Raw genomic sequence first — 17,936 nt, 5'->3', positions numbered from 1 at the left:
GAACTCCCGACGCTGCTCCATCGCCGACACCTCTCGCCAAGGCATGGACCGCCCTCCTTTCGAGCCAATCCTGCCAATGATGATGTGTCAGCTATGTCCCCGAACAAGTGTCAGCTATGTCCCCGGACTGAACACTCGTGCCCGGGACCCCTAGTTCAACCGACAGTGAAGCGCCTTGGCGCGCCGGCGCGCCACACCTCCGCACTTGCGGCGGACGAAGGGGTCCCGGGCACGAGGCCCGGGATGACGGTTGAAATGAGAGGCGACAAGACAGAGGGGCGTTTCACCTCCAACACACCTGACAACACCCGCGAACGGTGCTACAGGCCCGCGCCATGAAAGCCGCCGTCGTCGTCTTCCCCGGTTCCAATTGCGATCGTGACTGCAAGGTCGCCATCGAGCGCTCCGCCGGAGCCCGCGTCGAGATGGTCTGGCACCAGGAGACGGCCCTGCCGGACGACCTGGACCTGATCGTCCTGCCCGGCGGCTTCTCCTACGGTGACTACCTGCGCTGCGGGGCCATGGCCGCCCAGAGCCCGGTGATGCGCGAAGTGATCAAGGCCGCCGACGACGGCGTCGCGGTCGTGGGCATCTGCAACGGCTTCCAGGTGCTGTGCGAGGCGGGCCTGCTGCCCGGCGCCCTGCTGCGCAACGAGAAGCTGAAATACATCTGCAAGCCGGTGGCCCTGGACGTGGTCAACAGCCAGACCCGCTTCACCGCCGGCTTCGGCGAGCAGCGCTCGGCCGTGATGACCGTCGGCAACGGCGAGGGCAACTTCTTCGCCGACGAGCAGACCCTGGACCGCATCGAGGGCGAAGGCCAGGTGGTGTTCCGCTACCAGGACAATCCCAACGGCTCGGCCCGCGACATCGCCGGCATCATGAACGCCAAGGGCAACGTGCTGGGCCTGATGCCCCACCCCGACCGCTCGTTCGATCCCGACCTGGGCTCGGAAGACGGCGCCCTGCTGTTCCGCAGCATCTTCGCCAGCGCCTGATCCTCTCCTCCCCTGCGTAGCGGGGGAGGTGGCGCGGCGCCATCGGCGACGTGACGGAGGGGGCGTTCCCTCCGCTAGACGCCCCCTCCGTAACGATGCGTATTCGCATCGCGCCACCTCCCCCGTTTCACGGGTGAGGAGCAATAAGCGTCCACGCGCCGTTCTTGCGCACGACTTTCGTCGTCCGCCAGGCCGACGGCGGCAGTTCGCCGGCCAGCAGTTCGCCGTTCCTGTCGCGGTACTTCGGCGACAGCACCTTCAGCTGCAGCACCTCGTCGCTGAGCCAGACCGGGTCGCAGGCGTAGTCGGCGTCGATCGCCTGGCTTTCGAACCGGCCGTCCTTGTAGTCGACGATCTCTATGCCGTTGAACTCGTTGATCAGGCTGTCGTCGCCCACCGCCGCGATCGCCTTGCCGCCGGGCGAGGCCAGGGGCGGGCCGCCTATCTCGACCGACTGGCCGCTGCGCGGGTCGATCAGGCGCCAGGCCAGGTCCTCGTAGCGCAGCACGAACACCACCTCGAGGCCAGACCGCGCCCAGCCGCCCAGATATTCGAACTCCTCGCCGCCGTCGCCTTCGCCATCGACCATCCGGGTCTTCAGCCGCACCTTGCCCAGCGTCAGCACCTTGCCGCTGCGCTTGACCCGTCCCTGCGACGCCGCGATGGCCTTGGCCTCCTGCCCGGGCACGCCGACCGTGAGCCCTTCCCCGGTGTTCTCGCCGCCGTGGCAGCGCCGATGGGCGTAGTTGTCGCGAAGGTCCAGGTCCGGCGCGGCGAAGGCAGGCTGGGCAGCCAGGGCGGACGCCAGGGCGACGCTCGCCAGGAAAACTCTACGCATGAAGCACCCACCGACTCGCCGATTGGCGGGCAAGGGAGCACGCGGCCGCCGCCGGCTCAAGCCGCCGCGCCGACCGGTGTTATACTATAGCGCCCCTCGAAAACCGCTCTTAAGGTGCGCTCAACCCTTGGGGAGCTTTTCGATGAGTCTCGCATCCGCCTTCCGCGCCGGCCTGCTGGCCGCCGCCGCCCTGACCGCCTTCTCCGCCGCTCACGCCCAGACACCCGCCCTCACCCCGGACATCGACGGCAAGTACGTCGCGCCCAAGGTCGGCTACGACTACGACAAGCGCGTGGTCATGATCCCGATGCGCGACGGCACCAAGCTCTACACCGTGATCGTCGTGCCCAAGGGGGCGAAGAACGCCCCGATCCTGCTGACCCGCACGCCCTACAACGCCGCCAAGCGCACGGCGCGCAACGACAGCCCGTCGATGCTGGCCACCCTGGCCCAGGGCGACGAGGTCTTCGTCAAGGACGGCTATATCCGCGTCATCCAGGACATCCGCGGCAAGTACGGCTCGGAGGGCGACTATGTGATGACCCGCCCGCTGAAGGGGCCACTGAACAGCAGCGAGGTCGACCACTCGACCGACGCCTACGACACCATCGAGTGGCTGACCAAGAACGTGCCCGAGAGCAACGGCAAGGTCGGCATGCTGGGCTCGTCCTATGAGGGCTTCACCGTCGTCATGGCCCTGGTGAACCCGCACCCGGCCCTGAAGGTGGCCGCGCCGATGAGCCCGATGGTCGACGGCTGGATGGGCGACGACTGGTTCCACTTCGGCGCCTTCCGGCAGGTGAACTTCGACTACTTCACCGGCCAGACCACCAAGCGCGGGGCCGGCGACAACATCGTGCGCCGCAGCCCGGACGACTACGAGAACTTCCGCCGGGCCGGCTCGGCCGGGGACTACGCCAAGGCCAACGGGCTGGACGTGCTCCCCTGGTGGAAGAAGCTGACCGAGAACGCCGCCTACACGCCGTTCTGGAGCCAGCAGGCGCTGGACAAGACCATGGCCGAGCAGCCGCTCAAGGTGCCGACCATGTGGATCCAGGGCCTGTGGGATCAGGAGGACATGTGGGGCGCGGTGCACGCCTACGCCGCCACCGAGCCCAAGGACGCGGCCAACGACAAGAGCTACCTGGTGCTAGGTCCCTGGCGGCACAGCCAGGTGAACTACGACGGCTCCAGCCTGGGGGCCTTCAAGTGGGACGGCGACACCGCCCTGCAGTTCCGCCGCGACGTGCTGCTGCCGTTCTTCGACCAGTATCTGAAGGACGGCGCGCCCAAGGCCGACACCCCGCCGGTGCTGATCTACGACCCGGGCCAGAACCGCTGGGATCGCTACAAGTCCTGGCCCCCCCAAAAAGTAGCGGGGGGCGGGAACAAGCCCTTGTACCTGACCGAGAAAGGCGGCCTGTCGTTCAGCGCCCCGGCCCCGGCCAAGGGCGCGGCGGCCTATGACGAATATGTCTCCGACCCGGCCAAGCCCGTGCCCTACATCCCGCGGCCGATGAAGTTCGGCGACCGCGACCGCTGGACGCCCTGGCTGCTGACCGACCAGCGCGCCGTGGCCGACCGCACCGACGTACTGAGCTACGTGTCCGAGCCCCTGACCGCGCCGCTGAAGATCGCCGGCGTGCCCAAGGTCAACCTGACGGCCTCGACCAGCGGCACGGACAGCGACTGGGTGGTCAAGCTGATCGACGTCTTCCCCGACGAGGTCCCCAGCCAGCCCGAGCTGGGCGGCTACCAGCTGGCCGTGGGCATGGACATCTTCCGCGGCCGCTACCGCGAGAGCTTCAGCGCCCCCAAGGCCCTGACGCCCAACGCGCCGCTGAAGTACCAGTTCATCCTGCCGACCGCGAACTACACCTTCCAGCCGGGCCACCGGATCATGGTCCAGGTGCAGTCCAGCTGGTTCCCGCTGTACGACCGGAACCCGCAGACCTTCACGCCCAACATCTTCTTCGCCAAGCCGGCGGACTATGTGAAGGCCACGCAGCGGGTCTATCACGCGGGCGACACGGCCAGCTTCATCGAGCTGCCGGTGGTGCAGTAACGCAAGACCCTGCCCCTGTGGGGAGGCGGCCGAAGGCCGGTGGGGGGAGTTTGGGATTGAAGATCCTGGGTGCGGCGACCTGCCGATCACCCCCCTCCGTCGGCTTCGCCGACACCTCCCCACAGGGGGAGGACCAACAAAAAGGGGCCGGCGGATGCCGCCGGCCCCTCCTTCACATTCACGGAGCGGTCTTGGTCAGCGCTGCTGCTGACCCTTCTGGTTGGCCTGGCCGCCGGGATTGCGGCCCTGCTCGTTCTGGCGATTGCGGTCGCCCTGCTGCTGCTGCTGGCCCGGGGACTGTCGCTGCGGGTCGTTCTGCTGCTGCTGCGGGCCGCGGGTCTTGTTGTCGCCCATGAGCTTTCTCCTTGGACAGCGCGCCGATCGCGCACGGAGAAGAAAACGGCTCGGGAGTCCGCCCGTTCCTAGCGCCAAGCTGCCTTAGTTCCGGCTTAGCTTTTGAATCTTCACCGGATTTTCAAGAATTTGGCCTTTCATGTAGGGATCGTCGGCCTTGCTGAGCGTGGGGGCGTCGTGGATCCTGCGGACCACGTCCATCCCCTCGACCACCTTGCCGAAGGCCGCGAAGCCCTGGCCGTCCTTGTTGCGGGCCCCGCCGAAGTCCAGGGCCGGGTTGTCGCCCAGGCAGATGAAGAACTCCGACCCCGCCGTGCCCGGCTCGTCCCGCGCCATCGAGATCACGCCGTCGGTGTGCCGGATGCCCGTCACCTTGGTGGTCTCGTGGGCGATGGCGGGCAAGGGGCTGTCGTCGCGATTCAGTCCGCCCTGGATGACGCTGATGGTCGCCGGGTTATTGTCGTTCTTGGGCGAGACCGTCCGGTAGAAGGTCCCGCCGTCCAGCAGATGCCGGTCCGCATAGGCCAGGAAATTGGCCACGGTGATCGGGGCCTTGTCCGGATAGAGTTCGATGACGATCGGCCCCAGGTCGGTGACCATCCGCACCCGGACGGGCGCGGCCCCGGCGGCGGTCAGCGGCAGGGCGGCGGCGAGCGCCAGCAGGTGGCGGCGGGAGATCATTCGAAAACTCGCTTCACGTCCGTGAGAATAAAGTCGTTGCCCTTGAACAACAGCGGCTGATCGAGACTGCGCGAAAGGCCGTAGGCCACGCTATCGCCAATGTTGAGCTTCGCACGATGCCGCCCCTTGCCGAAGCGCGCCAAGCCTTCGGTCGCGAACCGGCGCTGCGCCTCGTCAAAGGGAACGACCGTCAGGCCATAGAGCCGAGTGAACTCGTCGAGGATTTCAACAGGGTCGCCTTCGATATCCTTGCCGAGCAATACCGACGCGCACTCGACCAGGGTCATGGTCGACACCCATTTGCGGTCGGCCGCGTCCATTGCTTCGGAGAACCGGTCTCGCTCGGGCTCTCCAACAAGCATGGCGTAGATCGCCGACGTATCGACGACCATCAGATCGGTTCGCCGAACTCGCCGTACATCTCGGCTTCGATTTCCTCGCGCGTGCGCCCGTTTCGCGGACGGGCGTCCAACTTGGCGAAGAACGCGGCAAGCTCCGCCTTGCGCTTGGCGCGCGCTTCGCCTTCCGGCTCTAGCCGCGACGCCTTTTCCGCCATGGCCTGATGGATGGTCTCGGTCAAGCTCTCGCCGGTCGCGTTGGCGACCTTGCGAATGAGATCCTCGGTATCGGCGCGCTTGATGCTGATGCCCATTCTAGAACCACCTTTGATCTTTCTAGAATATAGCGGAATCCCCCGACGCGCGCTAGAACGCCCGCCCATGAGCACCTCGCCCGCCCCCACGACGTCCCCCGCCAAGTCCATGGCCGACACGGCCCGCGAATTCGGCCTGAACGCGGAGGAGTACGCCGTCGTCCTCGACCGCCTGGGCCGAGAGCCCAACCTGGTCGAGCTGGGGGTCTTCTCGGTGATGTGGTCCGAGCACTGCTCGTACAAGTCGTCGAAGAACCAGCTGAAGAAGTTCCCGATCACCGGCCCGCGGGTGATCTGCGGCCCCGGCGAGAACGCCGGCGTGATCGACATCGACGACGGCGACGCCATCATCTTCAAGATGGAGAGCCACAACCACCCGTCCTACATCGAGCCCTACCAGGGCGCGGCGACGGGCGTGGGCGGCATCATGCGCGACGTGTTCACCATGGGCGCGCGGCCGATCGCCCTGCTGAACGCCCTGCGCTTCGGCGAGCCCGACCATCCCAAGACCAAGCGCCTGGTGGACGGCGTCGTCGCGGGCATCGCCGGCTACGGCAACTGCGTGGGCGTGCCCACGGTCGCCGGCGAGACCAACTTTCACAGGGGCTACAACGGCAACATCCTGGTCAACGCCATGTGCGTAGGCCTGGCCGACGCCGACAAGATCTTCTACTCGGCCGCCCCCGGCGCGGGTCTGGCAGTGGTCTATTTCGGCTCCAAGACCGGCCGCGACGGCATCCACGGCGCGACCATGTCGTCGGCCGAGTTCTCGGAAGACTCAGAGGAGAAGCGCCCCACCGTCCAGGTCGGCGACCCCTTCGCCGAGAAGCTGCTGATCGAGGCCACGCTGGAGCTGATGGCCACCGGCGCCGTCGCCGCCATCCAGGACATGGGCGCGGCGGGCCTGACCTCCTCTTCGGTCGAGATGGCCGGCAAGGGCGGGGTCGGCATCGAGCTGAACATGGACATGGTGCCCCAGCGCGAGACGGGCATGAGCGCCTACGAGATGATGCTCTCGGAAAGCCAAGAGCGCATGTTGGCGGTGTTGAAGCCCGGCCGCGAGCAGGACGGCCACGCCATCTTCGAGAAGTGGGGCCTGGACGCCGCGGTCATCGGTTACACTACCGACACCGGCCGCCTGGTGCTCAAGCATCACGGCGAGACCGTCTGCGACGTCCCGCTGGCCCCGCTGTTCGACGACGCGCCGCTGTACGACCGGCCCTGGGTCCAGCCGACCCTGCACCCGCACCTCGACCCGGGCAAGATCCCCGCCCCGGCCGACTGGAACGCCGCCGTGCTGAAGGTGGTCGGCAGCCCCGACATGGCCTCCAAGCGCTGGCTGTGGGAGCAGTACGACCGCCACGTGATGGCCGACACCCTGGAAGACAGCGCCACTGGCTGCGACGCCGGCATCGTGCGCATCCACGGCAAGGGCAAGGCCATCGCCGTGACCAGCGACGTCACCCCGCGCTACGTTCAGAACGACCCCTACGAGGGCGGCAAGCAGGCCGTGGCCGAGGCTTGGCGCAACCTGACCGCCGCCGGCTCGCTGCCGATCGCCATCACCGATAACTTGAACTTCGGCAGCCCCGAAAAGCCCGAGACCATGGGCCAGATCGTCCGCGCCACCGACGGCATGGCCGAGGCCTGCCGGGCCCTGGACTTCCCGGTCGTGTCCGGCAATGTCAGCCTCTACAACGAGACCAACGGCGTCGCCATTCCGCCGACCCCGACCGTCGGCGCGGTGGGCTTGCTCTCCGACTACGACCTGCGCATGGGCTTCGGCAACGTGGCCGAGGGCGACACCCTGGTGCTGATCGGCGAGACCCACGGCGAGCTGGGCGCCTCGATCTATCTGCGCGAGATCCTGGGCCGCGAGGACGGCGCCCCGCCGCCGGTCGACCTAGCCGTCGAGCGCAAGAACGGCGACTTCGTGCGCGGCCTGATCCCCACCGGCCTGGTCGCCGGCCTGCACGACCTGTCGGACGGCGGCCTGCTGATCGCCGCGGCCGACATCGCCCTGGCCAGCAAGGTCGGCGTCACCCTGAACGCCACCAGCCACGCCCACGCCCATCCCTACCTGTTCGGCGAGGACCAGGCCCGCTACCTGCTGGCCACGCCCGACCCGGACGCGGTGCTGACCGCCGCCAAGGAAGCCGGCGTCCACGCCATCGTGGCCGGCGTGGCCGGCGGCGACGCCTTCGCCTCGACCGGCCTGTTCAGCCTGCCGCTGGAAACCCTGCGCACGGCCCACGAGGCCTGGCTGCCGGGCTTCATGGGCGCCGTCGCCTAAAGGACCTTGAGTATGCGTATGACCCCTTCTTTCTTGAAGAGTGGCCTGGCGAGCGCCAGCCTGGCCCTGTCGCTGCTGGCCGCCTGCGCGCCCGCGCCGGCCCCGCAGCCGGGCGCCCAGAGCGCCGACGCCTCGTGCGCGGCGCGCGGCGGGACGATGCAGCCGGTCGGCCGCCTCCAGCGCCAGACCTGCGTCGCGCCTTATGCCGACGCCGGCAAGACCTGCTCGGACAAGGCCGACTGCCAGGGCGCCTGCATCGCCGAGGGCAACCTGGAGGCCCAGGGCGCCACGACCGGCCAGTGCCAGAAGACCAACGTCCAGTTCGGCTGCTACGCCAAGATCGTCGGCGGCAAGTCGACCGGCGCGATCTGCATCGACTGATCGCGGACGCCGGCCTTCAGCGTGAGGCGGCGGGGAAGGTCGCGAGCACCCCGACGTCAGCGGGGTCGTGCTGCACGATGATCCGGGCCTTCAACGTCTTGGCCAGCCGGCTCAATCGATCCATCGAGGCCAGGGAGTCCGCGCGCTCGGTGTTCCAGCTCGGCACGGCGTGGAGGTCCCACTGAGCCTGCAGGTGGACGACGTCGCCGCTGAGGATGATCGGCCCCGTGTCATGCAACTTGACCAGCAGCGCGGTCTCGCCCGGGGTGTGACCCGGCGCGGCGAGGATCACCACCGAACCGTCGCCGAACACATCGCGATCACCTTCCACCGGATCGACCGCGCCGCCGCCGGTCAGCCAAGGGGCCAGCAAGGCCGGCTCAGCGCCGAACGGCGTCTTGGCTGCGTGCAGCGCCGTCCAGTCGGCCGCGCCGATCATCAGGGTCGCCTTGGGAAAGGTCGCGGCCTGCCCCACATGGTCGAAATGGTAGTGGCTGATCGCCAGCCGCCCGATCTGGTCGGGACGCACCTTGATCCGAGCCAACTGGCTGGGCAGGTCCGCGGCCAGGGTCGGGCTGATCGGCTGGGCGTCGAGAGGCTTGCCCAGCACGGCGGCCGGCAGGCCCGCGTCCCATAGCAGGTAGTCGGCCCCGTGCTGGACCAGGTAGCATCCATCGACGAGGCGGCGGGACTGACCGGCATAGTCGCCGGCGTCCGAAAGCGGCGAGGCGTCGTTCATCCGCAGATCGCCGCAGTCCAGGCGCCAGACACGCAGTTCGACGGGCGCAGCCCTGGCGACCGGCGCGGCCGCCAGGGCCAGGGCCAGGGCTAGGGAGGCGCCGAGGGCGCTCAGGGTTCGGTGCATTTTGAGGTCTCCTGTTGGTCGCGCCCTTCTGTCACGCTCGGCCGCGCCTACGGACCCGTATCGATCAGCCATGAGCCTGAAACGCTCGCTGAGCCGCTTGTCGAACCGGCCAGGCGGGAGGATGGTGCCCGCATGCTGCCGTCCCCCGTCGTCCGCTTGACTGAACTGGACCTCCGCCAACAGCTGCTGGTCCGCTTGGCCGCCCTGGGCGTGCGGGCCGGCGCGAGCGGGGCGGAGGGGCACGGCCCGGACTCGGCGCCGCTGGCTTTCAGCTATTGCGTCTACGCCCGCGAGCGGCTCCGCAGGACGCGGCTGGAACAGCCGGCGATCGTCGTGGTCGTCAAGGGCGTCAAGGAACTCTGGCGCGGCGACGTCTGCGAGCGTTTCACGGCCGGGGTCCCGTTCGTGATCTCGGCCGGGACGACCTTCGACATGGTCAATATTCCCGATCCGCGCACCGGTCGCTTCGAGTCGGTCTGCATCCATGTCGACGCGGAGCTTCGCGAAGCGATTCGCCGGGCGCACGGCGGCGAGGCGCCCGCCGTCGGGGCCGCGATCGGGTCCGCGGTGCCCCTGAGCCCCGACTTGGTCGAGGCCTACGGACACGCCGCCTCGGCCCTGGCCGATCCACGCCACGCAACGATCCTGACGCGGCACCGCATTCTCGAGATTCTGCTGCTGATCGCCTCGACCCCGGCGGCTAGGCCGCTGTTCGCCGCCACGCTGGTGGAACGGGCCGACGACGCCCTGCGCCGCGCCCCCGGGCGGACCTGGCGATCCGAAGACCTGGCCCGAGAGCTCGGCCTGGGCGACTCCACCCTTCGCCGACGGCTCCGCGCATCGGGGACGTCGTTCCGCGCTTTGCTCCTGAAGGCGCGGATGACGGCGGCGGGCGCCCTGCTCGGCTCGCCCGAATATACCGTCGCCCAAGCCGCCGAGGCGGCCGGCTACAGCTCCCGCTCGCATTTCGCGCGGCGGTTCCGGGCCGCTCACGGGGTTCCGCCGCGTCGCATGCGTGCCGCGTTCTAGGGGAGCTCGCCCTCGGGTCGTCGCGCCGCCACCTGGGCCAGGCGAGCCCGAGTCGCCTCGCCCGCCGCTGGGCCGGCCGCGACGGTGAAGCGGGGATCGTCGATTGACAGGCCCGTGTCACGGTCCACCATCACGGGCTCGACAACCCGTCCGCTCGCCGCCTCCACGATCTGGGTCGCCGCGCCCTCGACCGCGTAGTGGCGGTTGCCGAACGCCATCAGCGCCGTCATCACCGGCGCGAAGTCGCGCGCCAGGTCGGTCGGCACATACTCATGGCGCACCGGGCGCTGCTGATAGGGCCGGCGCTCCAGGAACCCGTCCTCGACCAGGGCCGAAAGCCGCCGGGTCAGGATGTTGGGGGCCACGCCCAGGCTCTTCTCGAACTGGTCGAACCGGGTGAGGCCCTGCAGGGCGTCCCGCAGGATCATCAGGCTCCAGGTGTCGCCCACGCGTTCCAGCGTGCGGCCCACGGGGCATTGTCCAGGATCGAAGGCGCGTCGGGTCATGAGCTCAATATAGGCGATCGCTAGCAAATCGAAAGTGAGTCACTTGCATTTCGGAAGTTACTCACCACTTCAGCTCCACGACCGGGCCATGGGGCCTTGGCCAACCCCCTACGGGATGAAGACGATGAGCAAGCAAGACCTTCGCGGCGCGGCCCTGATTACCGGCGCCTCCACCGGCATCGGCGCCACCTATGCCGACCGCTTGGCCCGCGCCGGCCACGATCTGGTGCTGGTGGCCCGCGACACCGCCCGGCTTGAGGCCCTGGCCGCCAAGCTGATCGCCGCCACGGGCGTCAAGATCGACATCCTCACCGCCGACCTGACCAACAAGGTCGACCTGGCCAAGGTCGAGGCCCGGCTGGCCGACGACGCCACGATCGACATCCTGATCAACAACGCCGGCGTCGCCCTGGCCGGAGCCTTCGTCGACCAGGACCTTGAGCGGATCGACAGCATGATCCAGCTGAACGTCGTCTCGGTCACCCGTCTGGCCCACGCCGCGGCCAAGGCCTTCGCGACCCGCGACCGCGGCGCGATCGTCAACATCTCGTCCGTGGTCGGCCTGGCCCAGGAGCTGCAGATGGCCGTCTACGGCGCGACCAAGGCCTATGTGACCTACTTCACCCAGACCCTGCGCCTGCAGCTCTCGCCCAACATCCAGCTCCAGGCCGTGCTGCCGGGCGCGACCCGCACCGAGATCTGGGACCGCTCGGGCAGCGGCGGCGCCGAGGCGCTGGATCCCAATGGCCTGATGGAGGTCGACGACCTGGTGGACGCGGCCCTGGCCGGCTTCCGGCAGGGCGAGCTGATCACCATCCCGTCCCTGCCCGACCCGGCCGACTTCGCCGCCTATGACCTGGCCCGGACCAAGCTGCTGCCGAACCTGTCGCGCAACCGCTCGGCCGCCCGCTACAAGGTCGGCGAGCCGGCCTGATCGGCCTTCAAGCCCTGCGTAGTCCTCGTCCTTCGACAAGCTCAGGATGAGGACCATTTGCAGACCGAGCAGTAGAAAACCTCATCCTGAGCTTGTCGAAGGACGAGGTTTTCGGCTGCCCGCTGAATGTCGATCCGGCCCGCCCTCCCCGGCCGTCACGACACTGGCGCATCGCGACACTATCTATCTTCCGAACGCAAAAGGCCGGCCCGGGAACGAACGTCGCGCCCAGCCGCTTGCCCGCCAGCCAAGGAGACCGACATGGCCGTCATTCCCAACCTGGACGAGTTCATTCTCGAGGAAACCGCCGACGGAATCTTCCTGACCGTCACCGGCGACGACGAGCAGACCCTGAAACTGAAGGTCACGCTCGATGACCTGGAGGAGATCGTCGAGGTCATCGACGAAGTGTTCGGTTTGGAAGAGGACGGCGACGAGGCCGAGGAGGTCGACGAGAGCGCGGGGTGATTTGGGGGTTTCGGAAGATACTTTGGGACTAGAGATAAGTTGTCATCCCGGAAGCCTCGCAGAGGCTGTCCGGGATCCAGGGGCCGGCGCAGTGCGGTGGTCCTGGATCCCGGCTCTTCGCTTCGCTCCGGCCGGGATGACAACAGTTGGGCGTGTTTGTTGAGTCTCGGCCCGAACCTGAAATCTACCGCCCCGCCGCCCTGCTGATCCCGTCCAGGTCGTCGTCCAGCGCCCGGGTCGCGGTGACCACTGTGGCCACCGACCGCTTGAAGAAGTCCTGCGGCACCGTGGCGAAGTCGTCGGTGGGCTGGTGGTATTCGGGGTGGTCCTCGACGCCGAAATAGACCCAGGGCACGCCCTTCTCGGCGAAGGCGCCCTGGTCGGACTGCGCCGTCCAGTTGTCCTCCTTGCCCTGGGCGTCGGTGTCGTGGCCCAGCAGCAGCTTGACCGGCGCGGCCTTGGCCACGCCCGCCAGCACCGGCTTCAGATAGGGCTGGGGGCCGGCGCCGCTGACATAGAGCTCGCCCTTGGCGTTCTTGCTGATCATGTCGAAATTGACGGTCAGGCCGATGCTGGCCAGCGGCACGGGCGGGTCGGCGACGAAGGCCTTGGCGCCCCTCAGCCCGCTCTCCTCGCCATCGAAGGCGACGATCAGCACGGTGTGGCGCGGCGGCCTGGCCCGGAACGCCTCGGCCACGGCCAGCAGGCCGGCGATCCCCGAGGCGTTGTCGTCGGCCCCGTTGTAGACCTGCCCCTTGCGGACTCCCAGGTGGTCGTAGTGGGCCGAGACCACCAGCACCTTGTCCGAGCTGGACGTGCCCTCGATCCGCGCCACCAGGTTCACGCCGCTGACCTCGCGGCCGAACCGGGGCTTGAAGATGAACGGTCGCTCGAAGGCCGCGCCTTGCGGCCGCAGCCCGATCTGCCCGAAGCGCTGGACGATATAGGCTCGCGCCTTGGCCCCGCCCGGCGTGCCGACGCCCCGTCCTTCCATGTTGTCGGCCGACAGGACACGGACGTCGTCCAGGGCGTGGGCGCCGGGCTTGAGCGCGGCGTGGGCTTGGCCGGTCAGGGCGACGAGAACGGCCGAGACGGCGACGGCGTGACGGAAGGCGTGAAGGGTCATGCTCCCTTCAATGCGTCCGGATTCCCTGGTCGGCAAGCCAGTCCGCCTCGCCTTGGTCGCCGGGACGCCAATCACGCAGCCATCGCAGGGTCGGCGTGAAAGCAACATTTCAGCCCGAACGGGCATTTTCCCGTATGCCCGTTCTTAAGGTTTACGCCGCATACCGAGGTTGAGAGATTCGGAGTCTTCGCCCGTGCCCATGTCCTTCCCCGACCTCGAAGCCCGCCTGCACGACGCCTTTCCGGACGCCGAGATCGTGCTGACCGACCTGGCCGGCGATGGCGACCACTACAAGGCGCGGATCGTCTCGCCGGCCTTCCGTGGCCTGAACCGGGTCAAGCAGCATCAGATGGTCAACCGCGCCCTGGCTGACGTGCTGGGCGGCGCGCTGCACGCCCTGGCGCTCGAAACCGCCGCGCCGGCGGAGTAGAGGCCGTGCGCTATCGCCCCTTCGGAAGCGCGGGCGTGGCCGTCTCGGCGATCACGCTGAGGCTGGAGGACCAGCCGCGCCTGCGCAGCGCCGATTGGCGCAAGCTGATCTTTGCGGCGCTGGAAAACGGCATCAACAGCTTCGAGATCGACGGGGTCTCGCCGGCCCTGATCGAAGGGGCGGCCGAGGCCTTCTCCACGGTCGAACGCCGCCTGCTGTTCATCGGCTGGCGGCTGCGGGGCGCGCTGGACCGCGCCCTGAAGGCCCAGGCCGTGCACGACATGATCGACCAGGCCCTGGACCGCACGGGCCTGGGCCACCTGGACCTGGCCACCCTGGACGATCCCGACGCCAACGCCTTTCCCGCCGAGACCCTGGAGCAGCTGAAGGCCCTGCGCGGCGCGCGGCTGGTCCGCCGGCTCGGCGTGGCCGGGGCCGGCGACAAGTTCGACGCCTATGTCGCCTCCGGCCAGTTCGAGGCCATGGCCACGCCGTTCAACCTGGCCTCGGGCTGGGTGGAGCGCAATCGCGTGCGGTCCGCCGTCGGCCGCGAGATGGCGGTGATCGGCCTGGACTACTGGCCCGAGGCGCTCCGCGAAGAGCCCAAGCATAGCTTCCTGCCCAAGCCGTCGCTGTGGCGGCGCCGGACCGATCCTCTGGCCGATGTCGGCGGCTACGACTTCCTGCGCAACACGCCGAGCTGGAACGCCGAGCAGATCTGCCTGGCCTACGCCCTGACCGAGCCGTCCCTGGCCACCGTCCAGGTCACGGCCGGCTCGCCCGACGAGGTCGAGGCCCTGGCCGCGATCGCCGAGCGCGACCTGCCCACCGGCTGCGCCGCCCAGATCGAGATGGCGCGGTTCTCGGCCCAGGAAGCGGCGAAGGCAAAGCGTCGCGCCTGAGGCCTTCGGCCCCGCCAAGGCTTGACCCGGAGGGGCGCGGCGCCTAGCTGAGAGCCTACGCTCGAGGATTTCCTTCCATGACCGCCACTACCACCGACGTCGCTTCCTCCCCCGCCCTCGACTTCATCGCCAAGACCGTGGCCGAAAACCCCGTGGTCCTGTTCATGAAGGGCGTGCCGGACCAGCCCCGCTGCGGCTTCTCGTCGATCACCGTCCAGATCCTCGACCACCTGGGCGTGTCGTTCGTCGGCGTCGACGTGCTGCAGGACGACGAGCTGCGCGCGGGCGTCAAGACCTTCACCGACTGGCCGACCATTCCCCAGCTCTACGTCAAGGGCGAGTTCGTCGGCGGCAGCGACATCGTCCGCGAGATGTTCCAGTCGGGCGAACTGAAGACCCTGCTGACGGAGCAAGGCCTGATCGAGGCTTGAGTCGGCTCTTCGTCCCACCCGGCGACGCGTTCAAGCTGACCTTCGAACCGAAGGCGTCGGAGATCGACGCCAACGGCCACGTCAACAATGTGGTCTATCTGGCCTGGGGCCAGGACCTGGCCATCGAACATTGGGAAGCTTGGGCTTCGCCTGAAGAGCGGGCTGGATGGAGCTGGGTGGCCCGTCGCCACGAGATCGACTACCGCCGCGAACTGCTGCCGAACGAGATCGCCACCGGCTACACCTGGGTGGGCGAGCTGAAGGGGCCGCGCTTCGAACGCTTCTTCCGCATCGACGGCCCCGACGGCGAGATGTGCGCCCAGAGCCGCACCGACTGGGTGCTGATCGACATCGCCGCCAAGCGCCCGGCGCGGGTGCTGCCCTGGATGGTCGAGCGCTTCACGCCGAAGGGGTAGAACCTCCTCAGTTTACGGGGTTGAGGAGCCGAACCGTCCCAGCGCCCGCGAGACCCAGCTCGTCATAGCTGAAGCTGACCTCCGTCACGCTCGGCGCCGTCTTGCAGACATCCAGGCGCTTGCGGGCGAAGGAAACCGTCTTCTCGCGACCGTCGTGGCCCACATAAAAGGCGAAGTCGGCCTTGGTCGTGCAGCCGGTCGATTCGACCTTCAAGACGAGCCCTGCGGGGCCAGCCACGGCTCCATGCAAGGTCTCGAGTTCGCCCGTCTCCTGCCCCGGCCGCACGACCAGCGCCACGCCCCCGCGCCCCGCGCAGCCGCCTAGGGTCAGCAACAGCCCGGCGGCCAGCAGTCGGCGTCGGTCGAGAGCCATGGACAACCTTGGCCAGAACGGAAAACTGAGCCTAGTTTGCCCACGGCTTGGCCGCGCGCAACCGGCCAGGCCGCGTGCTCCGTAAATTCACTTCGATGGCCTGGACGGCGGCGGGTCAGGCCGCCTTGGCGTCCAGGGTCTCACGAAGGCGCGCGGCCACGTCGCCCAGGGTGATGCGCGACAGGGCGCCGTCGACGTCCGGCTGGCCTTCGGCGGCGATCGAACTGGCCAGGCCAGCGGTGAAGTCGGTGATGGCGGTGATGTGCTGGGCCAGCATGTCGACCATGTGCAGCTCCTGCATCACCTTCAGCCGGCTCTCCAGCGGCACGGCTTCCAGCAGTTGCCCCAGGGCGCTGTCCAGGTGGCCGCAAGAGACGGCGGCGATCGACATCTCGGCCGACAGCGCCTCCAGCAGGCCGGCGATACCGGCGGTCTTCTGGACTTCGAGCGTCATGGTCATGGCTTTCCCCCAAGCGTTTCAAACCGATAGCGCCTGGGGCCTTGTCGCATAGTTAAGGCTGGCGGAAACCCGGCCCCGGGCGAACCAAGGCCGGGGGGCGACAGATTGTCGCGGGTCTCAGCGCCAGGGACCGATCCTGCGCCCATCGCCGGCTGGCACGGCCGCCCCGACCCGGCCGCGCGTGGCCTGGCTGACGCCCAGCCGCAACAGCGCCTCGACTCGGTTGTGGGTGGCCGGGTGGGTCGAGAACAGGTTGTCGCCTCCCCTGCCCGACAGCGGGTTGATGATGAACAGGTGCGCCGTGGCCGGGTTGCGCTCGGCCTCGACATTGACCGCGCCGCCGCGGGCATAGGCCTCGATCTTCTCCAGCGCCCGGGCCAGGGCCCGGCCGTCGCCGGCGATCTGCGCGCCCACCCGGTCGGCCTCGTATTCGCGCGAGCGGCTGATGGCCATCTGCACCAGCATGGCGGCGATCGGGGCGAGGATCGCCAGGGCGATGGTCCCGATCAGGCCGCCCGGACGCTCGTCGTCCTCGCGCGAACCGCCGAAGAAGAACGCGAAATTGGCCAGGGCCGAGATCGCGCCGGCGATGGTGGCCGTCACGGTCATGGTCAGGGTGTCGCGGTTCTTCACGTGGGCCAGTTCGTGGGCCATGACGCCGCGGATTTCGTCGCGGTCCAGCAGGCCCAGCAGGCCGGTGCTGGCGGCCACCGCCGCGTGGTCGGGGTCGCGACCCGTGGCGAAGGCGTTGGGCTGCTCGCTGTCGATCACCGTGATGCGCGGACGCGGCAGGCCGGCCCGGCGGGCCAGGTCCTCGATGTCGGCGACATAGGCGCGGACCAGCGGCTCGGGGTGGCTGGCGTCGACCTCGACCGCGCCGTACATCCGCAGCACGATCTTGTCGGCGTTCCAGTAGCTGAACAGGTTTATGCCCAGGGCGAACACCAGGGCGATCAGCATGCCGGTCGGGCCGCCGATCATGTAGCCGGCCCCGACGAACAGCGCGGTCAGGCCGGCCAGCAGGACGAAGGTCTTGATGTGGTTCATGGCTTGGATCGTGAGGTCTGGTCGTGGATCAGTCGAAGATGTCGAACAGGTCGAAACGCTTCTTCTTGTGGCCGTAATGGCCCTGGCCGTGGTGGCGACGCTCGTCGTCGTGACGATAGTCCGGGCGGCGATCCGAACGCGGGTCGGAACGCTCGCGCGGGCGGTCGTAGTCGGGCAGGCGCGGCGTCGCGGCCTGGGGTTCGCCCCGCTCCATGGCCATCAGCTTCTCCAGCTCGCCGCGGTCCAGCCACACGCCCCGACACTGGGGGCACATGTCGAACTCGACGCTGGCGCGCTGCACGGCCTGCATGGAGGCGTCGCAGTTGGGGCACATCAGAAGCGGCATTTCGGATCCCTGTCCTGTTGATGGACGGGTGTCCTCGAAGCTGGAGCCGGTGGCGGAGGGGGGAGGGACAACCGGACCCAGACATCGAGAACACCCGATGCGGTCCGACATCACGAGTGCTTGCATCACTCGCCAGAGGGGCCCGGCCCGCTCCTGAGAGTTAGGAGGCTGTCGGGGCGGTTCAAGGGCCGCGGTGCGGAAAAAGATCCTCCCCCTGTGGGGCAGGGCTATCGCATATGACCTAGGAGTGAGAGGAGGAAGGTTTCGTCCCAGCCGGCGCGCTTGATCTTGGTCTTGATGGAGCCCTTGTCGGGATGCTGTCGCAGGGTGTTGAGGGCGAG

At 68.4% G+C, this 17,936-nt stretch carries 23 protein-coding genes; 11 read left to right on the top strand and 12 right to left on the bottom strand.

The features are described 5' to 3' along the window. Positions 1 to 335 precede the first annotated feature (335 nt). Positions 336 to 998 (top strand): phosphoribosylformylglycinamidine synthase subunit PurQ, encoded by a 663-nt coding sequence (gene purQ / locus J2X41_RS25060; RefSeq protein ID WP_310087289.1) that lies wholly within the window; start codon positions 336 to 338, stop codon positions 996 to 998. Between the two features lie 127 nt (positions 999 to 1,125). Here purQ and J2X41_RS25055 read toward each other — a convergent pair whose 3' ends face one another. Next, the gene (locus tag J2X41_RS25055; RefSeq protein ID WP_310087287.1) at positions 1,126 to 1,836 is read right to left on the bottom strand and encodes a hypothetical protein; all 711 of its coding nucleotides are present in this window, start codon (positions 1,834 to 1,836) and stop codon (positions 1,126 to 1,128) included. Positions 1,837 to 1,978: 142 nt separating this feature from the next. Here J2X41_RS25055 and J2X41_RS25050 point away from each other — a divergent pair, with 142 nt between their 5' ends. After that, complete coding sequence (locus J2X41_RS25050; RefSeq protein WP_310087285.1) at positions 1,979 to 3,901, top strand: CocE/NonD family hydrolase; 1,923 nt, start codon at positions 1,979 to 1,981, stop codon at positions 3,899 to 3,901. Positions 3,902 to 4,096: 195 nt separating this feature from the next. On the opposite strand, the gene J2X41_RS25045 is transcribed toward J2X41_RS25050, so the two are convergent. The 4 genes from J2X41_RS25045 to J2X41_RS25030 form a co-directional block, all read right to left on the bottom strand. After that, a complete protein-coding gene (locus tag J2X41_RS25045) occupies positions 4,097 to 4,255 on the bottom strand; it encodes a hypothetical protein (protein WP_310087283.1) in 159 nt (52 codons plus the stop codon). Between the two features lie 84 nt (positions 4,256 to 4,339). After that, positions 4,340 to 4,936, bottom strand: a complete 597-nt coding sequence (locus J2X41_RS25040; protein ID WP_310087281.1) for a peptidylprolyl isomerase — start codon at positions 4,934 to 4,936, stop codon at positions 4,340 to 4,342. Next, complete coding sequence (locus J2X41_RS25035; protein ID WP_310087279.1) at positions 4,933 to 5,328, bottom strand: type II toxin-antitoxin system VapC family toxin; 396 nt, start codon at positions 5,326 to 5,328, stop codon at positions 4,933 to 4,935. Before J2X41_RS25035 ends, J2X41_RS25040 begins: the two co-directional genes overlap by 4 nt. Continuing rightward, positions 5,328 to 5,588: a type II toxin-antitoxin system VapB family antitoxin gene (locus tag J2X41_RS25030; RefSeq protein ID WP_310087277.1), complete on the bottom strand. Its 261-nt coding sequence runs from the start codon at positions 5,586 to 5,588 to the stop codon at positions 5,328 to 5,330. Before J2X41_RS25030 ends, J2X41_RS25035 begins: the two co-directional genes overlap by 1 nt. A 67-nt stretch (positions 5,589 to 5,655) precedes the next feature. Here J2X41_RS25030 and purL point away from each other — a divergent pair, with 67 nt between their 5' ends. Next, the gene (gene purL / locus J2X41_RS25025) at positions 5,656 to 7,881 is read left to right on the top strand and encodes a phosphoribosylformylglycinamidine synthase subunit PurL (RefSeq protein WP_310087275.1); all 2,226 of its coding nucleotides are present in this window, start codon (positions 5,656 to 5,658) and stop codon (positions 7,879 to 7,881) included. Positions 7,882 to 7,899: 18 nt separating this feature from the next. Further along, on the top strand, positions 7,900 to 8,262 hold the full coding sequence (locus J2X41_RS25020; protein ID WP_310087273.1) for a hypothetical protein: 363 nt from the start codon (positions 7,900 to 7,902) through the stop codon (positions 8,260 to 8,262). Positions 8,263 to 8,278: 16 nt separating this feature from the next. Here the strand turns inward: J2X41_RS25020 and J2X41_RS25015 are convergent, their stop codons facing one another. Further along, positions 8,279 to 9,127 carry an N-acyl homoserine lactonase family protein gene (locus J2X41_RS25015; RefSeq protein ID WP_310087271.1) on the bottom strand — a complete coding sequence of 283 codons (849 nt, stop codon included), beginning with the start codon at positions 9,125 to 9,127 and terminating at the stop codon, positions 8,279 to 8,281. A gap of 132 nt (positions 9,128 to 9,259) precedes the next feature. On the opposite strand from J2X41_RS25015, the gene J2X41_RS25010 reads away from it, so the two are divergent. After that, positions 9,260 to 10,156 (top strand): helix-turn-helix domain-containing protein, encoded by an 897-nt coding sequence (locus J2X41_RS25010; protein ID WP_310087268.1) that lies wholly within the window; start codon positions 9,260 to 9,262, stop codon positions 10,154 to 10,156. Here the strand turns inward: J2X41_RS25010 and J2X41_RS25005 are convergent. Continuing rightward, a complete protein-coding gene (locus J2X41_RS25005; protein WP_310087267.1) occupies positions 10,153 to 10,626 on the bottom strand; it encodes a helix-turn-helix domain-containing protein in 474 nt (157 codons plus the stop codon). The genes J2X41_RS25010 and J2X41_RS25005 overlap by 4 nt on opposite strands. Before the next feature lie 160 nt (positions 10,627 to 10,786). On the opposite strand from J2X41_RS25005, the gene J2X41_RS25000 reads away from it, so the two are divergent. Further along, the gene (locus tag J2X41_RS25000; RefSeq protein ID WP_310087265.1) at positions 10,787 to 11,596 is read left to right on the top strand and encodes an SDR family oxidoreductase; all 810 of its coding nucleotides are present in this window, start codon (positions 10,787 to 10,789) and stop codon (positions 11,594 to 11,596) included. A gap of 261 nt (positions 11,597 to 11,857) precedes the next feature. Further along, complete coding sequence (locus tag J2X41_RS24990) at positions 11,858 to 12,064, top strand: hypothetical protein (protein WP_310087263.1); 207 nt, start codon at positions 11,858 to 11,860, stop codon at positions 12,062 to 12,064. 184 nt (positions 12,065 to 12,248) lie between these two features. Here the strand turns inward: J2X41_RS24990 and J2X41_RS24985 are convergent, their stop codons facing one another. Beyond that, on the bottom strand, positions 12,249 to 13,190 hold the full coding sequence (locus J2X41_RS24985; RefSeq protein ID WP_310087261.1) for a M20/M25/M40 family metallo-hydrolase: 942 nt from the start codon (positions 13,188 to 13,190) through the stop codon (positions 12,249 to 12,251). A gap of 193 nt (positions 13,191 to 13,383) precedes the next feature. Here J2X41_RS24985 and J2X41_RS24980 point away from each other — a divergent pair, with 193 nt between their 5' ends. The 4 genes from J2X41_RS24980 to J2X41_RS24965 all read left to right on the top strand — a co-directional run bounded on the left by J2X41_RS24980 (position 13,384) and on the right by J2X41_RS24965 (position 15,369). Further along, a complete protein-coding gene (locus J2X41_RS24980) occupies positions 13,384 to 13,620 on the top strand; it encodes a BolA family transcriptional regulator (RefSeq protein ID WP_310033213.1) in 237 nt (78 codons plus the stop codon). A gap of 5 nt (positions 13,621 to 13,625) precedes the next feature. Next, on the top strand, positions 13,626 to 14,522 hold the full coding sequence (locus J2X41_RS24975; RefSeq protein WP_310087259.1) for a hypothetical protein: 897 nt from the start codon (positions 13,626 to 13,628) through the stop codon (positions 14,520 to 14,522). A 77-nt stretch (positions 14,523 to 14,599) separates the two neighbouring features. Beyond that, positions 14,600 to 14,953, top strand: a complete 354-nt coding sequence (gene grxD, locus J2X41_RS24970; RefSeq protein WP_310087257.1) for a Grx4 family monothiol glutaredoxin — start codon at positions 14,600 to 14,602, stop codon at positions 14,951 to 14,953. Next, the gene (locus J2X41_RS24965) at positions 14,950 to 15,369 is read left to right on the top strand and encodes a thioesterase family protein (protein ID WP_310087255.1); all 420 of its coding nucleotides are present in this window, start codon (positions 14,950 to 14,952) and stop codon (positions 15,367 to 15,369) included. Before grxD ends, J2X41_RS24965 begins: the two co-directional genes overlap by 4 nt. 7 nt (positions 15,370 to 15,376) lie before the next feature. Here the strand turns inward: J2X41_RS24965 and J2X41_RS24960 are convergent, their stop codons facing one another. The 4 genes from J2X41_RS24960 to J2X41_RS24945 all read right to left on the bottom strand — a co-directional run bounded on the left by J2X41_RS24960 (position 15,377) and on the right by J2X41_RS24945 (position 17,595). Beyond that, the gene (locus J2X41_RS24960) at positions 15,377 to 15,742 is read right to left on the bottom strand and encodes a hypothetical protein (protein ID WP_310087253.1); all 366 of its coding nucleotides are present in this window, start codon (positions 15,740 to 15,742) and stop codon (positions 15,377 to 15,379) included. Positions 15,743 to 15,857: 115 nt separating this feature from the next. Continuing rightward, positions 15,858 to 16,202 carry a hypothetical protein gene (locus J2X41_RS24955; RefSeq protein ID WP_310087251.1) on the bottom strand — a complete coding sequence of 115 codons (345 nt, stop codon included), beginning with the start codon at positions 16,200 to 16,202 and terminating at the stop codon, positions 15,858 to 15,860. A gap of 117 nt (positions 16,203 to 16,319) precedes the next feature. Next, complete coding sequence (htpX, locus tag J2X41_RS24950) at positions 16,320 to 17,249, bottom strand: zinc metalloprotease HtpX (protein WP_310087249.1); 930 nt, start codon at positions 17,247 to 17,249, stop codon at positions 16,320 to 16,322. A gap of 28 nt (positions 17,250 to 17,277) precedes the next feature. Beyond that, positions 17,278 to 17,595 (bottom strand): zf-TFIIB domain-containing protein, encoded by a 318-nt coding sequence (locus J2X41_RS24945; protein WP_057184942.1) that lies wholly within the window; start codon positions 17,593 to 17,595, stop codon positions 17,278 to 17,280. Positions 17,596 to 17,936: the final 341 nt, after the last annotated feature.

Source organism: Caulobacter sp. BE254 (assembly GCF_031457295.1).
Classification (GTDB): domain Bacteria; phylum Pseudomonadota; class Alphaproteobacteria; order Caulobacterales; family Caulobacteraceae; genus Caulobacter.
The sequence above is the reverse complement of the archived record's forward strand: the minus strand, read 5'-3'. Positions and strand labels throughout refer to the sequence as shown.